Source organism: Labilithrix luteola, assembly GCF_001263205.1.
GTDB lineage: Bacteria > Myxococcota_A > Polyangia > Polyangiales > Polyangiaceae > Labilithrix > Labilithrix luteola.
The window spans coordinates 1449309-1471826 of sequence record NZ_CP012333.1 but is presented as its reverse complement, the minus strand read 5'-3'; the positions used below and the strand labels follow the sequence as shown (position 1 = coordinate 1471826).

General features: G+C 66.3%; 21 protein-coding genes. 13 read left to right on the top strand and 8 right to left on the bottom strand.

Annotation, left to right across the window (positions count from 1 at the left end; translation table 11 throughout):
* The first annotated feature begins 109 nt into the window (after positions 1-109).
* The 6 genes from AKJ09_RS06675 to AKJ09_RS06650 all read left to right on the top strand — a co-directional run bounded on the left by AKJ09_RS06675 (position 110) and on the right by AKJ09_RS06650 (position 7783).
* Positions 110-1489 (top strand): bifunctional lysylphosphatidylglycerol flippase/synthetase MprF, encoded by a 1380-nt coding sequence (locus AKJ09_RS06675; RefSeq protein WP_146646348.1) that lies wholly within the window; start codon positions 110-112, stop codon positions 1487-1489.
* Positions 1490-1716: 227 nt separating this feature from the next.
* Positions 1717-3333, top strand: coding sequence for a thiol-activated cytolysin family protein (locus AKJ09_RS06670; protein WP_146646347.1), 1617 nt, complete (start codon positions 1717-1719; stop codon positions 3331-3333).
* Between the two features lie 223 nt (positions 3334-3556).
* The gene (locus tag AKJ09_RS06665) at positions 3557-5218 is read left to right on the top strand and encodes a hypothetical protein (protein ID WP_146646346.1); all 1662 of its coding nucleotides are present in this window, start codon (positions 3557-3559) and stop codon (positions 5216-5218) included.
* Positions 5219-5321: 103 nt separating this feature from the next.
* Positions 5322-6395 (top strand): hypothetical protein, encoded by a 1074-nt coding sequence (locus AKJ09_RS06660; protein WP_146646345.1) that lies wholly within the window; start codon positions 5322-5324, stop codon positions 6393-6395.
* Between the two features lie 126 nt (positions 6396-6521).
* Complete coding sequence (locus AKJ09_RS06655) at positions 6522-7007, top strand: RNA polymerase sigma factor (RefSeq protein WP_169927317.1); 486 nt, start codon at positions 6522-6524, stop codon at positions 7005-7007.
* Positions 7004-7783 (top strand): hypothetical protein, encoded by a 780-nt coding sequence (locus tag AKJ09_RS06650; RefSeq protein WP_146646343.1) that lies wholly within the window; start codon positions 7004-7006, stop codon positions 7781-7783. The genes AKJ09_RS06655 and AKJ09_RS06650 overlap by 4 nt, the downstream gene beginning before the upstream one ends.
* A 110-nt stretch (positions 7784-7893) precedes the next feature.
* Here AKJ09_RS06650 and AKJ09_RS06645 read toward each other — a convergent pair whose 3' ends face one another.
* The gene (locus tag AKJ09_RS06645; RefSeq protein ID WP_146646342.1) at positions 7894-8202 is read right to left on the bottom strand and encodes a hypothetical protein; all 309 of its coding nucleotides are present in this window, start codon (positions 8200-8202) and stop codon (positions 7894-7896) included.
* Between the two features lie 317 nt (positions 8203-8519).
* On the opposite strand from AKJ09_RS06645, the gene AKJ09_RS06640 reads away from it, so the two are divergent.
* Both AKJ09_RS06640 and AKJ09_RS06635 read left to right on the top strand, forming a co-directional pair.
* Positions 8520-8894, top strand: coding sequence for a DUF1622 domain-containing protein (locus tag AKJ09_RS06640; protein ID WP_146646341.1), 375 nt, complete (start codon positions 8520-8522; stop codon positions 8892-8894).
* 62 nt (positions 8895-8956) lie between these two features.
* Complete coding sequence (locus AKJ09_RS06635) at positions 8957-10507, top strand: adenylate/guanylate cyclase domain-containing protein (protein WP_146646340.1); 1551 nt, start codon at positions 8957-8959, stop codon at positions 10505-10507.
* A 9-nt stretch (positions 10508-10516) separates the two neighbouring features.
* Here the strand turns inward: AKJ09_RS06635 and AKJ09_RS06630 are convergent, their stop codons facing one another.
* The gene (locus AKJ09_RS06630; RefSeq protein ID WP_146646339.1) at positions 10517-11272 is read right to left on the bottom strand and encodes an FG-GAP repeat domain-containing protein; all 756 of its coding nucleotides are present in this window, start codon (positions 11270-11272) and stop codon (positions 10517-10519) included.
* Positions 11273-11458: 186 nt separating this feature from the next.
* On the opposite strand from AKJ09_RS06630, the gene AKJ09_RS06625 reads away from it, so the two are divergent.
* Positions 11459-12079, top strand: coding sequence for a hypothetical protein (locus AKJ09_RS06625; protein ID WP_146646338.1), 621 nt, complete (start codon positions 11459-11461; stop codon positions 12077-12079).
* 7 nt (positions 12080-12086) lie between these two features.
* Here the strand turns inward: AKJ09_RS06625 and AKJ09_RS06620 are convergent, their stop codons facing one another.
* On the bottom strand, positions 12087-12578 hold the full coding sequence (locus AKJ09_RS06620; protein WP_146646337.1) for a universal stress protein: 492 nt from the start codon (positions 12576-12578) through the stop codon (positions 12087-12089).
* Positions 12579-12736: 158 nt separating this feature from the next.
* On the opposite strand from AKJ09_RS06620, the gene AKJ09_RS06615 reads away from it, so the two are divergent.
* Complete coding sequence (locus AKJ09_RS06615) at positions 12737-13036, top strand: hypothetical protein (protein WP_146646336.1); 300 nt, start codon at positions 12737-12739, stop codon at positions 13034-13036.
* A 103-nt stretch (positions 13037-13139) separates the two neighbouring features.
* Positions 13140-14342, top strand: coding sequence for a GAF domain-containing sensor histidine kinase (locus AKJ09_RS06610; protein WP_146646335.1), 1203 nt, complete (start codon positions 13140-13142; stop codon positions 14340-14342).
* 1530 nt (positions 14343-15872) lie between these two features.
* Here the strand turns inward: AKJ09_RS06610 and AKJ09_RS06605 are convergent.
* The 4 genes from AKJ09_RS06605 to AKJ09_RS06590 form a co-directional block, all read right to left on the bottom strand.
* A complete protein-coding gene (locus AKJ09_RS06605; RefSeq protein WP_146646334.1) occupies positions 15873-17276 on the bottom strand; it encodes an adenylosuccinate synthetase in 1404 nt (467 codons plus the stop codon).
* Complete coding sequence (locus AKJ09_RS06600; protein ID WP_146646333.1) at positions 17276-18271, bottom strand: hypothetical protein; 996 nt, start codon at positions 18269-18271, stop codon at positions 17276-17278. The genes AKJ09_RS06605 and AKJ09_RS06600 overlap by 1 nt, the downstream gene beginning before the upstream one ends.
* Before the next feature lie 50 nt (positions 18272-18321).
* Positions 18322-19443, bottom strand: a complete 1122-nt coding sequence (locus tag AKJ09_RS06595) for a serine/threonine-protein kinase (RefSeq protein ID WP_146646332.1) — start codon at positions 19441-19443, stop codon at positions 18322-18324.
* Positions 19444-19542: 99 nt separating this feature from the next.
* The gene (locus AKJ09_RS06590; RefSeq protein WP_146646331.1) at positions 19543-20163 is read right to left on the bottom strand and encodes a hypothetical protein; all 621 of its coding nucleotides are present in this window, start codon (positions 20161-20163) and stop codon (positions 19543-19545) included.
* A gap of 222 nt (positions 20164-20385) precedes the next feature.
* On the opposite strand from AKJ09_RS06590, the gene AKJ09_RS06585 reads away from it, so the two are divergent.
* Positions 20386-21129, top strand: coding sequence for an SDR family NAD(P)-dependent oxidoreductase (locus AKJ09_RS06585; RefSeq protein ID WP_146646330.1), 744 nt, complete (start codon positions 20386-20388; stop codon positions 21127-21129).
* On the opposite strand, the gene AKJ09_RS06580 is transcribed toward AKJ09_RS06585, so the two are convergent.
* Positions 21110-22048 carry a LysR family transcriptional regulator gene (locus tag AKJ09_RS06580; protein ID WP_146646329.1) on the bottom strand — a complete coding sequence of 313 codons (939 nt, stop codon included), beginning with the start codon at positions 22046-22048 and terminating at the stop codon, positions 21110-21112. The two genes, AKJ09_RS06585 and AKJ09_RS06580, sit on opposite strands and share 20 nt — an antisense overlap.
* A 72-nt stretch (positions 22049-22120) precedes the next feature.
* Between AKJ09_RS06580 and AKJ09_RS06575 the strand changes: the two genes are divergently transcribed.
* Positions 22121-22495, top strand: coding sequence for a cupin domain-containing protein (locus AKJ09_RS06575; RefSeq protein ID WP_146646328.1), 375 nt, complete (start codon positions 22121-22123; stop codon positions 22493-22495).
* Positions 22496-22518: the final 23 nt, after the last annotated feature.

Sequence of the window (22518 nt, the reverse complement as noted above, 5' to 3'; positions counted from 1 at the left end):
GTCCGATGCCGGCCTTCCGACTTCGGGAGCGGTTCTTGCCCGATCTTTTTCGCGGAAGATAGAGGCGTGGACGCCCGACGTCGCTTGTGTCACGAGGGGGCCACCTTCCATGCGCACTGTCGAGCGTGAACAGGAGCGAGAGCGTGTGCTCGACCTGGTCCGCCGTCATGGCTGGAATGCGACGGCCTTCCAGACGCTGGGGGGCGAGTACTCCTACTTCTTCCATGGGGAAGGAGAGGCGCGTGGGTGCGTCGCCTACGTCGATACCGGGCGGGCTTGGGTGGCCGCAGGGGCGCCCATCGTCGCCGAAGAGTCGATTGCCGAGCTCGCGACGGAGTTCGTTCGCGCGGCCCGCGCGGCCGGAAAGCGATGCTGCTTCTTCGCCGTCGAGGACCGCCTCCCCGACGCGACCGGCGAAGCCTTGCGCTCGATCCGGATCGGCGAGCAACCGGTCTGGGATCCTCGCGAATGGCCGGAGATTCTGCGTGAGCACAAGAGCTTGCGCGAGCAGCTCCGTCGTGCCCGCGCCAAAGGTGTTCGCGTGCGTGAGGTCTCGCCCGAAGAGCTCGCGCACGGGCCGACGGGCGAGGCGATTCGGACCGTCGCCGAGCGCTGGCTCGCGGCCCACGAAATGGCGCCCATGGGATTCCTCGTCGACGTCGAGCCTCTTTCGCGCGCGCCCCACCGCGCATGCTTCGTGGCCGAACGTGAAGGCACGGTCATCGGCTTCGCCGGCGTGATCCCCGTTCCCGCGCGAGGTGGTTGGTTCGTCGAGAACTTGCTGCGTGTTCCCGATGCTCCCAACGGCACCGCCGAGCTGCTCGTCGACACGGTGATGCGGTGGGCCGCGAACGTGAAGTGCCAATGGCTGACCCTCGGGCTCGCGCCGCTCGCCGGAGACGTGCCGGGGGCCTTGCGGTTTGCTCGCCGGTTCTCCGCGCCGCTCTACGATTTCGAGGGGCTCCGTCGTTACAAGGCGAAGCTCCAGCCGCGGGTTTGGTCCGCGATTCATCTCTCCTATCCGAGCGAGCAGAGTGCGGGGGCCTCGCTGTTCGACGCGCTCGAAGCATTCACCCGCGGCGGGTTCGTACGATTCGGGCTGGCAACGTTGCTCCGCGGTCCGACGTTCGTTCTCCGCTTGCTCGCGCTGGCCCTCGTGCCTTGGACCATCCTTCTTGCGATCGCGCCCGCGCGCCTCTGGTTCGGAACGCCGGCCGTGAAGTGGTTCTGGGTGGCCTTCGACATCGTCGTCGCGCTCGGTCTGTTCCGACTCCTGCGCACCCGCGATGTGGCCCTCATGACGGTGCTCGCCGTCGCCGTGACGAGCGATGCCCTCCTCACGCTCGTCGAGGCCATTGTCTGGAACGTGCGGCACATGCAGGGGGTGGGGGATGCCCTCGTGGTCCTCGCAGCCTGCGCGGCGCCCGCACTTGCGTCCGTCGTCTTGTGGGGAGCGCGCGGACGCATTCTGCGCATGCGCGGCGTCTGACGAACGCGCGACGTCGTCACCCGTTGTCACCCGATCGGGGACGTCTCCGGATACGTCTCGCGGAGTGTATCGGCCGGCAACGGCCTCGGCTGCTGATACACCCCTGATACACCCCTGAAATCCTCGCAAAAACGGCCGATCGCCGACTGGCATCGCCTTCGCAATAGCCCCTCTCGCAACGTCGCGACGGACGCGGCGATGCAAACACGAAGAAGGGTCGGTCGAACATGAGGACGTGTGTGAAGCTCGTGGCGCTTTCGATGTTGGCGGCGGTCGTGGCGTGCGGTGGGGCTTCGCCCGAAGGTGACCTCACGGCGGCGCCGGAAGCGGCGAACGCACCGAGCGCACCGAGCGCGCCGTCGGACAACGCGGCTCCTTCGAACGAGGGCGCTGCCGACCAAGCCAACGCCATCAACGCGCTCGTCGCTTCGGCCGGTCATATGTCGACGGACAAGCAAGCGGATGCCGAGCCGGTCCAGAAGGGCGAGCCCACCACGACGCAGGTTCCCGGTGAAGGCGGCACGACCTACAGCTGCACGTACACGGACTACGACCTCACCAAGGTGCCCGAGAAGTTCGTCGCGCTGAACCCGAACGCCGACGTGCTCTGGCCCGGCTCGCTGGTGCAAGGCAAGTCGATGGCGGGCGGAATCCTCGACCCCATCCCGGTGAAGCGCGCCCCCGGCACCATCACGCTCACGCTCGCTTCGGGCGGCGGCGGCCCGTTCTTCAAGAGGATGGAGTCGCCCTCGCTCTCCGAAGCCATGCAGGCGCAGAACGAGATCCTCGCGAGCTACACGGGCGCGACGCCGGCGAAGTTCTCGTACAGCTTCCAGTCGATCTACTCCTCCGAGCAGCTCGCCGTCGCCGTCGACGCGAACGTGCGGGGCACGAACTGGTCGGCCTCCGCCGCGCTCTCGGTCGACAAGAACGACGAGAAGAGCCGCTTCCTCATCGAGTTCTCGCAGGAGTACTTCACGATGGCCTTCGACCCGCCGCAGGGCGCGGCCGGTGTCTTCGACCCGAGCGTCACCGCGAAGGATCTCGAGCCCTACGCTGCAGCTGGCAATCCTCCGGTCTACGTCTCGGGCGTCACCTACGGCCGCATCTTCTACATCCTCTTCGAGTCGAGCGCGTCGCAGACCTCCCTCGAAGCTGCAGTGAAGGGCTCGTACAGCGGACCTTCGATCGGCGCGGACGCGAGCGCGTCGGCCTCGTGGAAGAAGCTCATCAACGAGTCGACGGTGAAGGCGTACGGCCTCGGCGGCAACGCGGAGATGGCCATCAATGCGGTGACGGGCGCGAGCCAATTCGACAAGATCGCAACCTTCCTCACGAGTGGGGCGAACTTCAGCACGCAGAACCCGGGCGTCCCCATCTCGTACACGATTCGTCACCTGACGGATTCGTCGCAGGTTCGGCTCGCGCTCACGACCGAATACACGGCGAAGAACTGCACGCCGATGACGAAGGGATGCGACGGCGTTCTCGGCTCGGGCAAGACCACGGACAAGTGCGGAGTCTGCGGCGGCGACGGCACGACGTGCGACCCGTGCGGACCGACCACGCTGCAGCACCGCGCGGGCAACGGAGCCTACGTCAACTTCAACGTTGGCAGCGGCAACCACGGCGACCGCGTCACGTTCCCCGATGGCAACTACTACAAGTACGCGAAGGCGCTCTGCAACCGCGTGATCTGGGGCAACGTCAGCCTCGTCTGCCACGACGGTTCGTGGACGTGGAGCGGTCAGCAGAGCTTCGACAGCGACCACCTTTGCACGAGCGACAAGAACAACGGGTGGTCGAGCGGCGACGATTCGATTTCGTGCGGCTGGCAGCCCTGACGCGCCGCTCCGAAGAATCTCTTGCACGTCGAAGCGCTCCCTCCTGCTTGGAGGTGGGCGCTTCGCCCGTTTGTCGTGACGGAATTGGCCGGTCGAGGCGCGTCTGATGTTGCCCTTCACATCGTTTCTCTTTCATCCGCGACGCCGATCGACGGTGGACGCCGAAGGAGCCGCACGCGCGCTCGGGCACACGCGATGCTCTTGCCGTCACCCATCGGTGAGCATGATGAGCAGCGCGGCACTCGATTCCGACGACCCTTCCCCAGCACCATCATCCCATCCGCGCCTGCGCGTCGCCCGCCTCGGCGCCGTCGTCGTGCTCGCGCTTGCTGGGGGCTGCTCGTCGAGTAGCGGAGAGGTGGCGAGCCCATCCGCATCGCCACCTCCGGGCGAGCCCTCCGTCGAACCTACCGACCCCGGCCCTTCGACCCAGGGTCCAGCTCGCGCACAGGAGAACGATCCTCCGAAGAACTGCGCCCCCGCGTCGAACCCTGCCGACGGAACGGACGTGACGGTGACGGTTCGAACCAACGTCGGGCCTCACGGAGCGAGCGCTCCCGTTTCGACGGACCGGCGGCTCTACGGGATGAACATCGCGGACTGGGTCCCGGAGGACTATTCGCCGAACATCGGCCCCGCCTACCTCGCGCTGCTGCGCGCTCTCAATCCAGGCGTGCTGCGTTGGCCGGCCGGACACCGCTCGCAGGAATACAGGTGGTCACGAGGCGGCGACGGGCAACGAGGCAACTGGACCCTCTATCCAGCCGACGTCGACGCCTTCATGGGGCTCGTCCACGCGGCGGGGACCGAGCCGCTCATCGGCATCAACGTCAAGACCGGCACGCCCGCGGCCGCCCAAGACCTCGTTCGCTACTTGAACATCGAAAAGGGCTACGGCGTTCGCTACTTCCAGATTGGCAACGAGCCCGACCTGGTCGATGGAATCACGCCGAGTCCCGAGGTCTACGCCGACGAGCTCATCGCGTTCACCGACGCGATGCGCGCCGTGGATCCGTCGATTCGAGTGATCGGGCCGGAGCTCCTCACGGGGGCTCACGTCGGGGGCATGCAGGGTACACGCGATTGGATGACGCCGATCCTCGGTCGCGCGGGCGACAGGATCGACGGTATCTCGTGGCACTACTATCCGCTCGATTCGGGCCAACCGAGCCCGACGAGTGGCGCGACTCTCACGGAGGCCCATCTTTTCCAGGAGTCGGCAGACGATTGGAGGCCGGCGGGCCTTGCCTTCGCCGACGAGGTGATGCCTGCACTGGCGTCGCTTCGAAACAAGTACGCGCCTCACGCCGAGATCTGGATCACGGAGCTCGGTGAAGATCCTGGACCGGCAGCAGGACTCGGTCTCTCCGATACGCTAGCAGCCGGCTTGTGGGTGGGCGACGTCCTCGGTCGTTACGCCGAGTACGGACCAGGAGCGGTGTTTCGCTGGATCTTCAAGAGCGGACCCGAGCACGGCTATTCGCTCCTCGATCCGAACGACCGTCCCAAGGCGGCTTACGGCGCCTACTGGCTCTATGCCGCGCACTTCGGTGATCGCTTCGTCGATAGCGAGAGCTCGGCGCTCACACAGGTTGCCGTGCACGCCGCTCTCCGTTCCGACGGCGCCGTGACGGTGGCCCTGGTGAACAAGTCGATCGAGTCGCGAAAGGTCCATCTCGCGCTCGACGGCGCCTGCGTGAGCTCGGCGTCGCAGCTCACGCTCTCGGGCCCTTCGCTGTCCGGCGGGAGCTTCGACGTCAACGGGCGGTCGCTGACGGCTGACACGGCATCGGCGGGGATCGAGCCTGCGTCGGTGTCGAGCGATGTGCTGTTCGACACGGAGTTACCTCCCTCGTCGATGCGGGTGCTCGTCTACCGACCTTGAACGTCGAGCCACGCGGTCGTGGCCCACGCTTGGGCTGCCGCGCCGCCGCGCTTCACTGGAATCGGTCGAACGAGGCTCCTCGCTCGGGTTACAGTGGTGCGGCTTGATCGCGGGCGGGCGAATCCCCAGGACATCGAGTCGACGGACGAAGGGCCTGGCCATTCGCTTCGTCGCCGTTGCCCTTGGTGCCTTCACCACCTCGGCGACGAAGAGCGCAGAGGCGGCCCCGTTCGACCTCGATTGGAAGGCGCCCGCCGGCTGTCCTTCGCGCGACGAGATCGTGGCCTCGACACGTGCGCGTCTCGGAGCCGGAGCGTCCAACGACGCGCCGGCTGAGCTCTTCTTGCATGGCGAAGTGGTGCGGGACAGCGGCGGCTACGCGATTGCTCTTCGAATGAACGAGGCCGGCGGCAAGGAGCTCGGCGAACGCGAGCTGCGCGTCGACGATTCGAATTGCTCCGCGATCAAGGAGCCGACCTCGCTCGTCATCGCGATGATGATCGCCGTCGCACGTCCGCAAGTCGAAACGACGACGCCCCCGAGCGCAGAGACGCCGCCAGCGCCTCCCCCCCAGACGCCGCTGCCAGCGCGCATTTCATCTCCGTCTGCGCCACGTGCCATCACTCCACCGCCTCGAACTCCGCCGCCGAAAGAGCCGTTCGTGTTCGCGGCGAGCGCATCGGCCGTCGCAAGCGTCGGGTTCCTTCCACATGTGGGGCTCGGCGGCGCGCTGCGATTCACGGTGGCGCCGCCATCGTCGATCTTGGTCTTCGGTCTGGAGACGAGCTTCGAGACCTCACCCGCCGCGAGGGCGGGCGGTGGACAGGTGCGCTTCGACCTCGCGGAGGCAGCGGCCCTCTTCGGGCTCCGCGTTCTTCGTCGCGGGCGCTTCGAGCTCGTCCCGATGGCGTCGGCGAGCGGTGGCGTCATCTGGACACATCCGAGCGGTTTTCCCGTCATCCAGCGCGACGTTCGGCCGGCCGCGCTCGTGGGACTCGGGGCGCTCGGTCGGGTGGCCCTCGGCCGGCATGTGCGCTTCGAGCTGTTTCCCGAGCTCCGCGTCCCGATCTTTCGTGAGAAATTCGAGGTTCGCGAGGGGGACCATATCGTCCAGGTCCATCAACCTTCGGTTCTCGAAGCGCGGCTGACCATGGGCTTCGGCTGGGAAATTCCCTAATTTCTCGCGGCGATTGAGAAAAATTGGCGGGCGTTCAAAATAGGCAACGCCCCCGAGCATAAGGGGTGCGTGAACGCTGCCGTCGGCTTCGCGCACGAGCCTCGAGAACACGACCCTCGAGAAACAGTGGCTGCGCGACCGGACATCGAGGAACTCTTCACGACGCAGGTTGCGTTCGTGTGGCGGAGCTTGCGGCACTTCGGAGTCCGAGAAGCGGACCTCGAGGACCAAACCCAAGAAGTCTTCGTCATCGCCCACCGCCGCTACACGACGTGGGACGGCGAGCATCCTAGGGCGTGGCTCTATGCCATCGCTCGTCGCTGCTCGGCTGCCTACAGGCGGCGCGCGCATCGGCGCCACGAGCTCCCCGTCGACGCCGTGCCGGAATCGCCGAGCTCGAGCGACCCCGCGGCGGGCCTGGAGCTCGACCGACTCGATCGCGCGCTTTCCGCGATCGACGAAGACAAGCGAACCGTTTTCGTTCTGTTCGAGATCGAGGAGATGTCGATGCGTGATGTTGCTCAGACCGTCGGGTGCCCCGTCCAGACGGCCTACGCACGTCTGTATGCGGCACGACGCGAGCTCGCCAGCCTGCTCGAGGACGAGCGATGAGATCGCAACGACCCGACGTACCTCGCATCGACCAAGAGGGCTCTTCCGAGCTCGGCAACCTCGTTCGCTCGGCGCGTGACCGAGGCCCTAGCAACGCCGCCATGGCGCGCATGACGGCGGGGCTCGTGTCGACGGGCGTGCTTGGTGGCGGAAGCAAGCCGGCGGCATCGGCTTCCGGCAAGTTCGGCTTCTGGAATCGCTTCGCGGTCTACAAGTTCGGGGTCATCGCGCTGGTGGTCCTCGGCGGCGCAACGACGTGGCAGACCATCCACTATCTGCCGTCGACGCCGGCCTCCGCGCCTGGCGACGACGTGCCCGCGCCCTCGACGTCATCGGCCGAATCCACGCCGGCGCGCGCGGCCGAACCTGCTTCGCCGAGCGTTGCAGAGATTCCGACGATTCCCGTCGAGTCCTTGCCGTCCTCGGCGAACCCGCCCGCCGTCGCAGCCCCTCGCGTGGTGCGTGCAGCGCCGTCGGCATCGTCGCAGGCTCCCGTCCGCGAGCTCGAATTCGCCATCGTCCAGCGCGCGCAAGCCGCGCTTACGACGGATCCGACGCGTGCACTCGCCATCGCCGAAGAACACGCGAGGACGTATCCCGCCGGTGAGCTCGTGCAGGAGCGCGAAGTCGTCGCCGTCGAGGCCCTCGCGCGACTCGGTCGCTCGAGCGAGGCGAAGTCCCGAGCGAATGCACTGCTCCGACGCTTCCCCCGCACGCCCTACGTGCCGCGTCTCGAGCGCGCGATCGGCGAATCGCTGACGAACGTCGCCCCCTGAAGGCACGCCCGCTCGGGTGACGGCGATGGTCCGTCGCCTACGTCGCACGGACGTGCGTCATGCGCGCACGCAGGGACGAGGAGTACGCGACAGGCTCGAGTCGAGCGTACTCAGGCAGCAGGCGTCTTGCGGGCCTGCGCCTCGCGGATGTCGCGGATGTACTGCTTCAGCGTGCCTTCGCGCATCATCTGCTCGAGGACGGCCTTCTGGCTCTTCTCCTCGACCGCCGTCTTCTTCATGTTCGTCATGGTCAGAACGGCGGCGACCGTCAGCATCAATCCGTCGACGACGAGCAGGGTGCCGGCGGCGATGCGATGGCTGGTGGCTCCGAGGATCAAGCCGCCGATGCCGAAGAGTTTCCCAACGATCAGCATCGCGAAGGCGAGCTGATTTCGAACCTTGGAAGTGCTGTCGCTCATGAAACGGTACGGCGAGAGAAAGACGTCGCCGCACGAGAACTCTGGGGGGGGAGAGAGCCCCCATGCGGCAACGTTGCCGCGCGCTAAGCTAGTTCCGTGCCAGGAGAGCAGCCCTCAATCTGCCGGGCAATCGCCAAGTCGGGCTCTCTCAGAATATTGCAAAATTGCACTGGTGAAATTCCAATGTTGCACTGCGTCGAGAACTTAACCTTGGCTAATCATTGGCGTAATGGCTGAGCCAGGGGCCGTTGCTTTGTGCAACGGGTGGACCCTCCATCGCATTGCCCGAGCTCGACCAGCATGCGTAACTGGGCGCGATGGATGAGGTGGTCCGGGCGGTCGCTTCCTACATCGCGCTCGCGCTCGAGGTCTTCGCGGTCTTTCTCGTGTCTCTTGGTGGCGTGCGCGCGGCGATCGGCTCGGTCCACGCGCTTCTTCGAGGGAGAGGCACCGCGTTCGTCAGCACCAAAGAGCTCTTTCTCGGCTTCGCCTCGTGGCTCGTGCTCGGCCTCGAGTTCGAGCTCGCCGCGGACATCGTGAGGACGGCCATTTCACCGAGCTGGACCGATATCGGTAAGCTCGGCGCCATCGCGGTGATTCGCACCGGCCTCAACCTCTTTCTCGAGCGCGATCTCGACAAGTACGCTGCCGCGCTCCGTTCCGCGGAGGCCGAACCTTCGCAGCGCCCCTGAACGTCGCAGGAAGGACCGCGACACCAAGGGGCCGATGCCGTAACGTCGATGCGAAGGATGCGATGAGCGACGGTGCCGAGGACCGCTTTTCGAGCCCGCCTGCGCGGGGCCCGCTGCGGAGTACGCCCCCGCCACCGCCTCGCACCATTCCGACGGTGCCTCCGCCGCCTGATCCGGCGATCGACGCGAACGCCGGGGCCGTTGGAGAGAGCCGGCCCTCGCTGAATGGCGAAGCGAAGGGGGACGAACCGCGCTCACTCGAGGGCTCCTCTGCGCGCGTCTCGCTCGTGGGCACGCCGCCTGCAGTGGCCTCCATGGAATCGGCAGAGCTCGAGGCGCACGCCGCCTTCGAAGAGCAGCTCTCTCGCGAGATCCTCGGCGCAGAGCGTTTCCGCGCGATGCTCCTCGCGAGCATCCCCACGATCATCCTGTTCGCGCTCGTCGTGGTGCGCGGTGCATACCCCGACGTCGTCGTATCGCTCCTCCACGGCAACTTCGACATCGCGCCCGTCGGTCTCTTCTTGATGGTCGTCGCCATCTTCGAGTTCGCGATGCTGGCATCCGTGCGCCGGCAGCGCCTCCGCGGCGAACGACCTTCTGCGCTCCGTCGCTACTCGCAGGCACTCCTCGAGACGAGCATCCCGACCGCCGTCGTTCTCTATTACGCCGCCGTCGACGGGCCCGTGCAGGCCCTCCTGATGCCGTCGACGTTCGTTTACTTCATCTTCATCCTCCTCTCGACGCTTCGTCTCGACTTCACGCTGTCGGCCTTCACCGGCCTCGTGGCGGCCGGCGAATACGCGGTCATCGCCGTGGTGTGGGGGTCGACCGATTCGCGTGTGAACGAGTCACTCGCGTCGCTTCCTCACCACCTCGGCAAGTCCGCCATTCTTCTCGTGAGCGGCGTCGCCGCGGGCTTCGTTGCGCAACGGCTTCGTCGAAGCTTCACGCGCGCGATCGAGTCGGTCGGCGAACGCCAACGCATTCTCGGCGTCTTCGGCCAGCACGTCTCGCCCGAGGTCGTGGCTCGGCTCGTGGCTGGAAAAGCCGAGGTCCGAAGCGAGCTCCGCGAGGTCTGCGTGATGTTCCTCGACATCCGCAACTTCACCGCGTTCGCCGAGAGCAAGAGCCCCAGCGAGGTCGTCGACTACCTCAACACGGTCTTCGAATCGACCATCGCCGCCGTCGTCAGCCATCACGGCATCGTCAACAAGTTCCTCGGCGACGGTTTCATGGCCCTCTTCGGCGCTCCCATCGCCGAAGGGGAGAGCTGCGCGTCGGCCGTCGATGCTGCACTCGACATCGTCGCGCGTGTGGATGTGCTCGTTGCGGAGGGCAAGATCCCTCCGACGAGGCTCGGAATCGGGCTGCACGCCGGGCGCGCCGTCGTCGGCAACATCGGATCGGCGCAGCGCAAGGAATACACGGTCATCGGCGACGTGGTGAACGTCGCGTCGCGCATCGAGGCGCTCAACAAGGAGCTCGGCTCGACGGTGCTCGCGTCGGACGAAGTCTATCGAGCTGCCGGCCGCACCGATCTGCAAGCCACGCCGCGCGAAGACGTCGCCATTCGCGGTCGCTCGCAGGCCGTGAAGATCTGGCAGCTCGTCTGACGCGCGCGATCAGCGCGGCAGGTCGGCGACGTTGCGATCGGTGACGTCGACAAGCACGTAGCGGAAGTTCGCCCCTGCTCCGCCGACGGCCCTGATGAACTTCGGCATCTCTACGGCCGAGAGCACCTGGCATCCGACGGCCGGCGGCGCACCGCCCTCGCCCTGATGGAAGAGAATGTCGGTCGACGCGGTGGCGCGCGCCTCGGACGCTTCTTTCTCCTGCTCGTCGATGATGCCGTCGTGGTTCGTGTCGCGCCACGAAGGAATGCTGTTCTTCCCGTCGGTCGTCACGAGGTACGAGGCGACGTTGGCCACCTTCTTCGCGCGCGCCTGGACCTTGTACGAACCCGGGCGGATGAGCCCGATGTCGGGCTGTCCGTCCCCATCGACGTCGGGCACGCCCGCGACCCCCGTGACCTCGAAGGGATGCGTCGAGCCGTGGAAGCGTTCCACGGTCTTGTCGGCTTTGAGCACGACGAACGTATCGTCGAACGCGTGGGCGAAACGCGTGGGGTGGTGATTGCCGTCGAAGTCGACGCCACGTAGACCGAGGACGGTCACCTCGCCGGAGCGCACGCTGCCGCCTTCGGCGTTCACGAAGTCCACGTACGCGGCGTAGGCGTCAGCACCGATGGCACCTTCGCCTGCGCCAACCTCCTCGGTCTCGGTCTGCGCCGCACATGCAGGCAGCGCGAAGGTCCCAGCGAGGACGGTGAAGACCACGAGGAACGGACTACGAAGGGGGCGAAGGAAAGCGCTCGGCATCCGGTCGGCGCTTCCAAAAGCACAGGACGGGCCGCGGCCATCTCTGATCGAAATGGTCGTAATTCCCAACGCTTGCCGAGATCGTTCGCCGGCGAACGGGCGCGCGTGGGGAAAAGTGGTACCACTCGACTCGATCCAGGTCCCCATGCCCGCTCGGTGTGTGGACTCGCATCGACAGGGAGGGACATGCGTTCGACGCTCGAGCAAAAGACGGCCGAGCTTGCCGACCAAGTGGTGCGCACCAACGCGACGAAGGACGCAAGCGCACCGGCGTTCGGCGAGCCACTGAATCACGACGCGATCTGGCCGTACTGCCAAGGAGGTATGTGGCGCTATGCTGCGCAGGCGATGCCGCCCGAGGGAGCGCCCGAACAGGGCTACGTGATTCACAATCGGGTGGGGAAGCTGATCGAAGCGCGCGTCTTCGGCCTCAAGACGAGGGAAGACGCGGACGCGTATTCGCGTGATCTCGGCATCCAGGTGATGCGCATGCCGCGAAGCGTGCGCCCGATCCTCTGCGCCGATCATCGGCCGGTCGGCATCTATCCTCAGCCTGCCGCCGATCGCCTCGTCGAGCTCTTCTTGCAGATGAACGCGCGTCTCGAGCGCGTGGCCATTCTCGTGTCGCCCACGAACGCGACGCTGACCATGCAGCTCAATCGCTTCGTGCGCGAGGCGTCGTATGCGCCGCGACGTGTCTTCCAGCGACCCGAGGAAGCGAACGTCCACCTGGCGCCCGTGCTCGACGCCAAAGAGCTCGCACGCATGCGCGAGTTCCTCGACGAGTTCAAGCCCGGCGCGGCCTAGCAAACGGTCAGCGCAGCGGGGCGTGCTCGTTGCGCTTGTCGCGGTCGTTGCGCTTGTCGTGCTTGTCCTCCGCCCGCTCGGGGCCGATCGTCAGCACGGGGATTGGCGAGAGGCGGACCACCTTCTCGGCGACGCTGCCAAGGAAGAAGCGCGGAACGCCTCGCCGCCCGTGCGTGCCGATGACGATGAGGTCGGCGTCGAGCTTTTCGGCGGCGTCCACGATCCGATCCCACGCGGCGCCTGCCTCGAGCACGGCTTCGCATCTGGGGTAGACGTCCCGGATGCGCGTATAGACCGTCTCGAGCATCTCTTTGGCCGCGGTCTCGATCGCATCGAGGGGCACGAGCGCAGTTTCTGCGTAGCTCGGCGTTGGAACGGACCACACGTGGAGCAAGGTGATCCGCGAACCGAACTTCGAAGCGAGGGCGATCGCGTACTCCTCCGCGCGTCGCGACGAATCCCCGAAGTCGACAGGGACGAGGATGTGTTCGAGCTTCATTCTCCGGACGCACGCAAGGAAGAGGCCAAGCAGACGTCAGCCCCTTGCCGCCCTTTTCGCGGACGGTGGAACGAACGTTGCGACCGTCTCGCCTCACCAGAGGCCGTCACGAACGCACGTGGTCGGCCGAACGTGAAAACACGAATAGGAGGCAAACGATGGCGACCCGATCGGAAGCTAGAAGGGCCCAATCCGAGCGTACTGGCGTGGTGAAGCCGCAAAAGGCGCGCAAGCTCGCGCAACGAAAGGCTGCGGTGCATCACGACGATGCTCGCGTCGCGAAGAAGGCCTCCTATGCTCTCGAGGTGTCGGCGAAGGGCAAACGCCCGTCGCGCAAGTCGACGCGCAAAAGTGCCAATCACATCAAGGCGGATACGAATCTCGTCCTTCGGTCGGGGCGGGCCACTCGCACGCCGGAAGCTCGTGCACGTCGTGCCCAGGTAAGACGCGCGAAGTGATCGACTGAACGAGCGACTGCGAGTCGCGAGCTCTCGGCACCGCGCGAGCGCGAGTAGAAGTTTTCTCACCTTGCCCCACGTGGGGCGCTAAGTGAGAAAGCCAATGACGACGTCTGCCGCGAGAGACATCGAGGCCGTCGCCCGCGTCAGCGCGGTGCCGAACATTCTTCAGGTCGTGACCGAAGCGACGGGGATGCGTTTCGCCGTCATCGCTAGAGTCACCGCGACGTCGTGGACCGCGTGTGCCGTGCGGGACGAACTCGGCCTCGGACTGCGCATCGGCGACGTGCTCGACGTCGGCTGGACGTTGTGTTCGCGCGTCCAGGCGGAGCGCGAGCCGATCATCATCGAGCAGGCGACCAACGAGCCGCAGTATTGCCGGCACCCGGCGCTTCTCCACTTCCGGCTCGAGAGCTACATCGCGATGCCGATCATCCTGAAGAGCGGCGAGATCTTCGGAACGCTGTGCGCGATGGACATCAAGCCCGCGGAGCTGCGGGAGACGAAGATCGTGGGGATGATGAAGCTCTTCACGGAGCTTCTCGCCGCCCAACTCGAAGCCGAGGATGTGCACGCTCAGAGTGCGGCGGCCTTGGCCGAAGCGCGCGTCACGGCGGAGCTGCGTGAACAGTTCATCGCGGTCCTCGGCCACGACCTGCGAAATCCGCTCTCGTCGATTGCGATGGGAGCGCAGCTCCTCTCGCGTCACGTGCTGGCCGACGTGCCGCGAATGACGGTCGAGCGGATCGGCAAGAGCGCGCGACGCATCGAGCTTCTGGTGAACGCGATGCTCGACCTGGCGCGAGGTCGCCTGGCCGGCGGGATGACGCTCGAGACGAGCAGGGTGCCCGATCTCGAGGCGCCCGTTCGCCATTTGATCGACGAAATCACGAGCAGCCATCCGAACAGGAGCGTGCGCCTTTCGGTCGAGGGCAATGGCCAGGTCGTTTGTGATCGCCAACGCATCGAACAACTCGTTTCGAACCTCGTCACCAACGCCATCGACCATAGCGATGGGAAGGAGCCCGTGGACGTGGTGATTCGATTGCTGCCGGACAAGTTGTCCCTGACCGTCCACAACTCGGGAACGCCGATTCGCGCGGACGTTCTCCCGCGTCTCTTCCACCCGTTCTATCGGGGGAGCGAGGGTGAGCCTCAAAAAGGGCTCGGCCTGGGACTTTTCATCGTGTCGGAGATTGCCCGTGCCCACGGCGGGAGCGTGAGGGCCGATTCGTCCGCGAGGGAAGGCACCACGTTCACCGTCACGCTTCCAAGAGAGCCGCGAGATGTCTCGTGTGTGGCGTGAAGGTCGGGACTTTCCGTCTCGCACGGGGCGAGCTCGGCCCGTAGGCATCCGCATGGCTCGATCTGCCGATCGTGCCATGATGGATGCGATGCGGATCTCTCTGGCCGGCCTCGATGCGCGGATGCTGGCGCTCGATCTCGAGCAGCCCGAGCAGCCCGATGCCCCCGATCCGTCGCGCGTACGAAGGGCGCTCGTGCGCGCGGCCGAGGGGCTGGCTGGAACCCTGGTACGCGAGGGCGGTACCCTTCGACTCGAAGAGGTGCGCGCCGCGGCCCTTCTGCTCGATGCGGCTCACCTCGCGCTCGGCACCGTTCTCGTCGAGGCGGGAGAGGGAACGCGTCTCGCGAACGTCGAAATGTCGCTCGAGCAGCGCCCCGGGCATTTCGCGCTGGATTTGCGATCGCCCTCCGTCGAGCTACGAGGATTCGCTCTCGGCATCGGGGAGCTCGAGCTTCGCGGCACGATTCGCGTGCATGGCTTCCGTCTGTCCATCGGGGACGAGGCGAGCCAGGTCTCCGGCGACATCGTCGAGATCGAGTCGTTCGAATTGCGGACCGGGAACGTCGCTCTCTCCGTCGAGCTGCTCGCGGGGACACGCATCGCAATCGGTTGGGGAAAGCCAGGCTTCCGTCTCGGTGCCGAGTCAATCAAGGCCTCGGCGCTTCGATTCGACGCAGGAAAAACGCGCATTCGCGCCCATGGCTTCGTGGCGGACGACGTCGCGTTCGCGTCGGGAGGTCTCACGCTCGCGCACGCCTCCGTTGCCTCGGCCGAGGTGACGGCGGATCTCTTCTCGGAGGTCGGGGCTGCACCGGCGTCTCGCCGGAGCGAGCGCCCGCGTGCCTCGCAGGTGCCCAGGACACCCTGGGTGTCGTGGACCACGCTCGATCGCGTCGCCGGCAATGTCGACGTCGACGTCGACGTCGATCTCACGGTGCCGATTCTCGGGCATCGCAAAGCCACGCATCGACTGCGCGTGCCCGTGGAGCTCGGGACGATCGACTATCGCGCGCTCGAGAGCGATCTGGCGACGCTCGAGAATTCACTCCTGGATTTCTCCGTGCGCGATCGAGCGCTGGTTCTCGAACGCGGAATTCCGCTCCTTCCCACGCGCGGTCGCGGCAAGCCCATCGTCATCTGGGATCTATCGCCAGCCGACGTCGCGCTCGCCGAACGCAATCGCGTGAGGCTTGCCGTCCTGCCGAGCGCGCGGCTCGCTCGCGAGCAAGAGGAGCCCGAAGAGCCGCGCGAGAGTGGGAAGCGCAGCTTCGGTCTCGAGCACCTGGGGCTGCTCTCGATCGACGTTCGGCTCTCCGTGGCGCAAGTCGAGAGCACGGTTGCACGCAATGCGCGCGACGCCAAGGTGTCGATCGAGCGCATCGACTCGCTCGTCGTGCAGGGGAACGTCTTCCACGATCCCGCCGGTGAGGGCCGCCCGGGCTCGGTGCTGGGCGAGGCCTCGAACGTCGCGCTCTCGCCTTCGTTCTCGCTCGGGCAGCGCGTCGTCGCGATCGGCCGTCTCGTCCTCCTTCACGTCACCTCGTTCGAAGTGGCGTTTGCAGGGCTCAAGCCCACCGCCGTGCGCGTGAATCTCGAAGGGGCATCGCTCGACCGGGTAACCACCACCTTGTCACCCGCGCGAGGTCCGAACGACGCCCCGTCGAGCGACGTACCGAGTCGCATCGCGAGCTCGCGCGCATAAGCGAGGGGGCTCCGCGCATCGAAGGTCTCGTAGACCGCGCGCGCGTCGAACATCGCCTTCGTGAGCCCTTCCTGATGGGAGAGGTCGAAGGGCCGCCGGACACGAATGCGCTCGTTCGACACGAAGTATTCGGCTGGCACGTTCTCGTACGCCACCGCGACCGGAACGGCCTCGGCGCGCTCGGCCAGGGCGATCCGATCGAGGTTCGTGACGACGAGGCCGTCCACGCCGCCCACGACGTCCAGCGCGTAGCGGGCCGTCACGAGGTCGAACGCTCCGCTTCGGAAGGAGCCTTGCCATTCGCCGGTGCGGTTGTGATCGTGGGCCGAGAGCGCGTCCATCGCTGGATCCTCGGTCACGAACGGACCCGCCCCGTGTCGCGTCGCATACGCACGAAGTACGCCGAGGCGCGTCACGTCCCCTCGAAATCCTCGCTCGTCGAGCAAGGCATGGGTGTTGTCGAAGGTGATGTTCGTCCACGTGGTGTGCGGCTGGAAACCGAAGTCCTGATCCAGCAGCACGCCCTGAGCGCCCTCGAACAAGACCTGTTCGGAGCTACGCAGCGCTGTGTCGAGTCGCGAGCCGTCGTCGAGGTTCGCGAGCCGTACGAAGTCCGCGAAGGCTTCGAGGCAACGTGGAATCGTATCCGGCGCTTCGAGAAGCCGTCGCTCGCGCGCGCTCGACGCGGAGCTCGGCGGCGTGAGCCTTGCTAGTGACTCGAGCTTCTTCGCTCGGAGTCGTTCGAGTTTCTCGCGAACGAGCGAGGGGCTTCGCAGATCGCCCACACGAAGCGGCTCGGCGTCTTCGAGTGAGTCTTGCATGGTCTCGCCGATGCCCATGCCGCAACTGCCGTGACGTCCCGTGCGAGTCATCTCGCGCAGGCGATTCATGGCGATCTGAAAGGGCGTCGTGACGAGGGCGTTCTCGTCGACGAACAGGAGCTCGAAGGGGGAGGGAATGCCCACCTCGACGAGATGCCTTGCCTCAGCCAGCGCCGAGATGGGGTTGACGAGCACGTATCGCGAGAGGAATGTCGGCACGCCCGCGAACGTGCCGCTTCCGAACTGAGCGAAGGTGTGGTGCCGATCGGCGACGACGTTGTGCGCCGCCTGCGCGCCGCCGTTGTAACGCACGACCAGCGACGTGGGGGCTCGGCGTGCGAGCCAGTCGACGGTCGTTCCCTTGCCTTCGTCACCGAATCCGAGTCCGCCGATCAGCACCACCCTGGTCATCACAACCTCTCGACACCGGCCGCGCGGCCGCGTTTTTCCGGGAGATTCGTCTTCGATGTCGTGGTGGTGCTTACCGCGCGCGCGAGAGGAGCCAGCGCCGTTGCGACGGCCGAGGCTGTCTTCGTCTTCGTGCCGAAGTCGGCGAGGTCGTCTTCGATGGCATCGACGTTCGCCGTTCCCTCGATCAGGCCGATCGCGACACCGATCGCTTCGCAGACGCCGTCCGGCTCGTCGAGCATGATGACGTTCTGTTCGCCGAGCAGCGTCGACCAGCGCTTGTGCAGCTTGGGGTCCGTGCCATGGCTCGCTCCTCGCGGGATGACGAAGAACACGTGGTACTTCTCGCGCGCCTCGCGGATGATCTCGTCGACCGGAATGTCGCGAGGGATGCTGTCGCCGATCAGTCGTTCGATCTCTTCTCGTGTCGAGCGCGCATACGGCATCTCGTCGCCGATGAGAAAGAGGTAGCCCTTCTTGCCACGTTTCTCGAAGCAGTCGATCGTCGTGTGTCGAGCGAAGAAGTAGAGCGCGTTCTGGTAGCTCTCCTCGAACGACCCACCACCTCCTCCTTCGAGGAAGAGGCGTCCGAGATCGTCGTCCATCTCGATGCCGCTCTCGAACTGCCCGATCTGCAGCGGAACGCGATCGGCGAAGTAATCGCCGACGGCACCGAAGAGGATCTGTGGATCCTTCACGTACCCCTTGCGCAGCAGGAGTCCCATCAGCTGCGGAAGCTTCTTCTGGAGCTCCACGGGGATGTTTCCCATCGAGCCCGTGACGTCGAAGACCACGCCGATGGCCACCGACTCGGGGTGGGCATCGGAGTCACGGGACTCCCGCGTGACGCCGTGCGGGCTCATCTTGGGGTGCGCGACCTTCTTCGCGCGCGGATCAGCCTTGAGTCGAACGTCGTAGTCGAACGCGCTCTTTCCGGTGCGCGTGCGGTCGTCTTCACGATCTTTGTAGAAATCGTCGCTCCAGCGGCTGCCACCCATGGGTGTGCCTCCTCTCTTGTTTGGTTGGTTTCGAACGAATCGAATCGAAGTCAGGGACGCGCGCGCGACGGCACGTCCAGCGGGCGGTATCGGCGCTTGCCGACTACGCGCGCGAGCAGCTCGTCGAGCTCTTCGTGTAGTTTCCAAGCATCGTCGGGGCGCCGCGCGGGCGAGGGCGCGAGGCACGTCAGGAAGAAGCGCCGGACGGGCCCGGGAACGCGATCCGGCAGCGTCCGACCGGCGGCGTCACCACCGAGGAGCGTCACCGTCGTCGCCGCGGCCATGTAGATGTCGGTCGCCGCCGAGACCGGCTCCTTGCGCAGGATCTCCGGTGCATAGAGCGAGCGATACGCGCTGTTGATGGCGCGAACGCGCGAACCACGCTCCTGCGCGTAACACCAATCGACCAATCGTGCGCCGTGCGTGATCGGATGCACGAGCAGGTGAGGTGGAAGGACGGCGCCGTGCACGACGCCCTTGCGATGTACGAAGCCGAGTGCTGCGAGCAGACGCTTGGTCATCCAGGCGACGTCGCGAAAGTCGAGGCCATCGGGATGCGCAGACAGCGCTTCGGCGGCCGAGACGTGATCGTCGTGGAGCGACAAGACGTTGGCCCGCCGGCGTGTCCGATCGTTCTCGAGGACCACCGCTTCGAGCAAGCGAGGGAGATAGCGATAGAATCCCTTTTCCTCTTCGCGAGCCGGGTAGAGACGACGCAGGACCTCGGCCTCGGCCGCGACGAGGTCGGAGTCGTCGGCGCTCATCGCCAGCTTGAGGACGACGCGCTCCTTGGCTTCCGAGGTGCAGACGTAGAGGTCGCACAGGTCTCCGGTCGCGAATTGCGCGCCCACCGTGTACGTACGACGTCGCCCTCGCACGATGGTCAGGGCGTTTCGGTCGCCGTAGGTTCCTGCGTGAATCTTGGCCTCGGCGAGGTCGCGCAGGCGCGTCAGCTCGACGAAGGCAGCATGGGCGGTCGCGGCGTCCGAGGCCCGGTTCCGATCGGGGTGGACCACGGCGACCAGGCGACGGTACGTCGTCGAGAGCTGCCGGCACTGGTCTGCGGCGGAACCGTCGAGCGGCCCGAAGAGCTCCTCCGGGCACGCCACGGAGCCGATCCTACGGGCGATGGCAGTCAGGTCCGCGGTGTCCTCGTGAATGGTGTCGACCACGCCACGAAAGTAGGGCGGCTCGAAAAAGTGTCAATGACTCTTTGTTGGGTAAATGGTCGTCTATCTGCTCCCCGTGGCACGACCGTTGCCCGAGCGCGTCTACGTTGGATCGTCCCAGCGGCCGGCCGAGCAGCGAAGTTTGTCGGTGCTCATCATCGCGCATCGGCGGAGCGCGGCCTGGGCACCGCCATCGTCGCCCGACACACGGCGTGCACGGGCCAGAGCGCGATAGGCGAACGGGCTCCCGAGCAAGTCTCGCCGATCCAGATCTTCGAGGACGCGCACGCCTTCGGCGCGAGTCCTCGAGAGGTAGATGCGCGCTTCGGCGAGGTCGGCCTGCGATCGCGGCTCGTTCGGACGTAACGCGTCGAGCTCCTCCAGCGTCTGCACGGCCCACTCGAGGTTGGCCCAGCGCGTCCACCCGAGTTGGCCGTCGAGTCGCCCGTCGGCGCGGACGAGGGCAAGAGCGAAGAGACGAAGCGCTCTTCGTGCGAGTGGCGGCGCCTTGGGGCCGAGCTCACGCACGTTCGGGAACTGGGCGCGCACGCGCGAAATCACCTCGCCGGTCTTTCCGTTCTCGAGCTCGTTTTCCGCCACGAGTATTTGTTCGACGGGCGTGAGCTGGCGTTCGACCACGTTCATGCACGCCGAGCCGTGCCCGCCCCACATCATGGTTCCGTGGAGGGCGCAGGCGCCGAGGAGCCATCGTGCGTGCCGCATGAAGCACGAGACAACGGACGGGCCGGGAAGTTCCCGCGCTCGACACGGCGGCTCCGCCGCAGGCGAGCTCCCCGAGACGTGTTGCTCCACGAGAGCGCGGCCGAGGTCGCCCTTCAGCTCTCGAACGTCCAGGCTCACTGCCTTCGGAACCCGGTTTGCAACGCACGAGGCCCTAGGTTCGGGTGAGCGCGCACAAGGACGCGGTCGCCCAAGGAGACTACGATGGGCAAGCTTACGGGTAAGGTTGCGGTCGTCACCGGCGCGTCGAAGGGAATCGGAGCCGCCATCGCCAGGGCGCTCGGAGCCGAGGGGGCGAGCGTGGTTGCCAGCTACGGCGGCGATCGCGAAGGGGCCGAGCGCACGGCCGTCGCCATCGAAGCGAGCGGTGGCAAGGCCCTCGCCGTCCAAGCCGATATGTCGAAGGAGGCCGACGTCAAGCGCCTCTTCGCCACGATACGCGAGACCTTCGGCCGCCTGGACGTTCTCGTGAACAACGCAGGGATCTATCGGTTCGGTCCGATCGAAGGCGTGACCGTCGACGAGTACCGCGCGCAGTTCGACACGAACGTGCTCGGGCCGATGCTCGCCATTCGTGAGGCACTGCCGCTGTTCGGACCGGAAGGCGGAAGCATCATCAACGTCGGTACGGGGGCGACCGAGTCGACGCCGCCGAACTCGGTCGTCTACATCGCGTCGAAGATGGCGCTGAACGGTGTCACCGGTGTACTCGCGCGCGAGCTCGGACCGAGGAAGATTCGTGTGAACTCGCTCAACCCCGGTGTGACGGCCACGGAGGGCTTCAAGAACATGGCCGATCGCGACTTCACGAACAGCCTCGTCGCCACGACGCCGCTGGGGCGTATCGGCAAGCCCGAAGATCTCGGTGGCACCGCCGTCTTTCTCGCCTCGGACGACTCGGCTTGGCTGACCGGCGAGATCCTCGTCGTCAGCGGCGGCCTCCGCTGACCTTTCGACGCGACGGCGCGGCGAAGGTCGCATCCGCGAGCAGCTCGGTCAACCGGGCGAGGGGCAGACGCGGCTCGGCATCTCGGCGGTAGACGGCCGACCATCGCTCGGCGAGGCCTTCACGCGTGAAGCGGCGCGTGACGATCTCGCCTCGCCGCTCCCACGGAGCGATTGCCCAGCGGGAGACGATGGCCACGCCCAGTCCCGCCGCCACGAGCTCCACGAGCGCGTCCGTCAGCGGAACGAGGACGACGCGCGGCATCGTCGCTCGCTCGGCGGCGATGAGCTCGCGGAGACGCTCGACGTCGCTTCGTGGCGCATCGTGGGCGAAGAGCGTCTCGGCGCCGAGTTCTTTCGCCGTCACGTGCGGGCGCGATGCCAGACGATGCGACGGGGCCATGATGACGGTCCACTCGTCTTCGAAGAGCGGCGTCGAGACGAGCTCGCGATCGCGCACCGGCGAGCTGACGAGGGCGAGCTCGATCTGGCCACGGAGGAGTGCGGCGACGGGCTCGCGTGTGGCTTCGGTGACGATGCGCACCTCCACGTGGGGATGCTCGTCGGCGATCCGCGCGACGATCGGCGGAAGCCAGTGGTACGACGTGAAGCACTCGACGACCAGGCGAAGCACCTCGCGTTTGCGCGTTCCTGCACGATGCAGCTCGCGTTCGAGGCGGGCGAGATCGCCGAGCATCGTGCGTGCGGCTTCGACCAGGCGCTCGCCGGCGGCCGTGAGGACGAGCTGACGTCGAACGCGTGTGAAGAGGGCGACGCCGAGGCGCCCCTCGAGCTCGGCGAGCTGATGGCTCACGGCCGACTGCGTGAGGTGGAGTCGCGAGGCCGCGCGCGTGGCTCCGCCTTCTTCGGCGATGGCACGGACGAGCCTGAGATGACGAACTTCGAGCATGGCGTTGGACATGAGCGTTCCTCATGAATTCATGAGAACTATGAGTTTTACACATCGAATCTAGAGCGTCATGTTCCTCTCGTCATGAACACCACACTTCAAAACGACGGTTCGAAATCGGCTTCGTCCTCTCCGCGCCGCGTCTTCGTGGAGCGCACGCCCGGGGTGGAGCTCAGCGTTCTCAGGGCTCATCCGGACGGAGGGCTCACCTTCCTCGTTCGCATGCGCGAAGGCGCGCGCGCCGAGCGCCACGGACACCCGGGAGGCGAAGAGACCTACGTTCTCACGGGCAAGCTGCGCATCGATCGGCGCGTCGACGCGTCGAACGAGCCTCAGCCCGATGCGACGCTCTCGGCGGGAGAGTACTTTTTCGCTCCCGTCGGCGAAGTGCACGAAGGCTTCGCGGTCGAGGAAACGACGTTTCTCGTGGTCGCGCCAGGCGGCATCGCCCGGCCCTGACGGCGAGGCGCGCGCGGTATGCT

Coding starts and splice junctions, on each gene's coding strand:
- AKJ09_RS06645 (WP_146646342.1), bottom strand. CDS start 8,202: ATGAGCGACAGCACTTCCAAGGTTCGAAATCAGCTCGCCTTCGCGATG.
- AKJ09_RS06620 (WP_146646337.1), bottom strand. CDS start 12,578: ATGAAGCTCGAACACATCCTCGTCCCTGTCGACTTCGGGGATTCGTCG.
- AKJ09_RS06575 (WP_146646328.1), top strand. CDS start 22,121: ATGAACACCACACTTCAAAACGACGGTTCGAAATCGGCTTCGTCCTCT.
- AKJ09_RS06675 (WP_146646348.1), top strand. CDS start 110: ATGCGCACTGTCGAGCGTGAACAGGAGCGAGAGCGTGTGCTCGACCTG.
- AKJ09_RS06650 (WP_146646343.1), top strand. CDS start 7,004: ATGAGATCGCAACGACCCGACGTACCTCGCATCGACCAAGAGGGCTCT.
- AKJ09_RS06635 (WP_146646340.1), top strand. CDS start 8,957: ATGAGCGACGGTGCCGAGGACCGCTTTTCGAGCCCGCCTGCGCGGGGC.
- AKJ09_RS06580 (WP_146646329.1), bottom strand. CDS start 22,048: ATGTCCAACGCCATGCTCGAAGTTCGTCATCTCAGGCTCGTCCGTGCC.
- AKJ09_RS06590 (WP_146646331.1), bottom strand. CDS start 20,163: ATGCGGCACGCACGATGGCTCCTCGGCGCCTGCGCCCTCCACGGAACC.
- AKJ09_RS06670 (WP_146646347.1), top strand. CDS start 1,717: ATGAGGACGTGTGTGAAGCTCGTGGCGCTTTCGATGTTGGCGGCGGTC.
- AKJ09_RS06605 (WP_146646334.1), bottom strand. CDS start 17,276: ATGACCAGGGTGGTGCTGATCGGCGGACTCGGATTCGGTGACGAAGGC.
- AKJ09_RS06585 (WP_146646330.1), top strand. CDS start 20,386: ATGGGCAAGCTTACGGGTAAGGTTGCGGTCGTCACCGGCGCGTCGAAG.
- AKJ09_RS06615 (WP_146646336.1), top strand. CDS start 12,737: ATGGCGACCCGATCGGAAGCTAGAAGGGCCCAATCCGAGCGTACTGGC.
- AKJ09_RS06600 (WP_146646333.1), bottom strand. CDS start 18,271: ATGGGTGGCAGCCGCTGGAGCGACGATTTCTACAAAGATCGTGAAGAC.
- AKJ09_RS06610 (WP_146646335.1), top strand. CDS start 13,140: ATGACGACGTCTGCCGCGAGAGACATCGAGGCCGTCGCCCGCGTCAGC.
- AKJ09_RS06640 (WP_146646341.1), top strand. CDS start 8,520: ATGGATGAGGTGGTCCGGGCGGTCGCTTCCTACATCGCGCTCGCGCTC.
- AKJ09_RS06630 (WP_146646339.1), bottom strand. CDS start 11,272: ATGCCGAGCGCTTTCCTTCGCCCCCTTCGTAGTCCGTTCCTCGTGGTC.
- AKJ09_RS06665 (WP_146646346.1), top strand. CDS start 3,557: ATGATGAGCAGCGCGGCACTCGATTCCGACGACCCTTCCCCAGCACCA.
- AKJ09_RS06625 (WP_146646338.1), top strand. CDS start 11,459: ATGCGTTCGACGCTCGAGCAAAAGACGGCCGAGCTTGCCGACCAAGTG.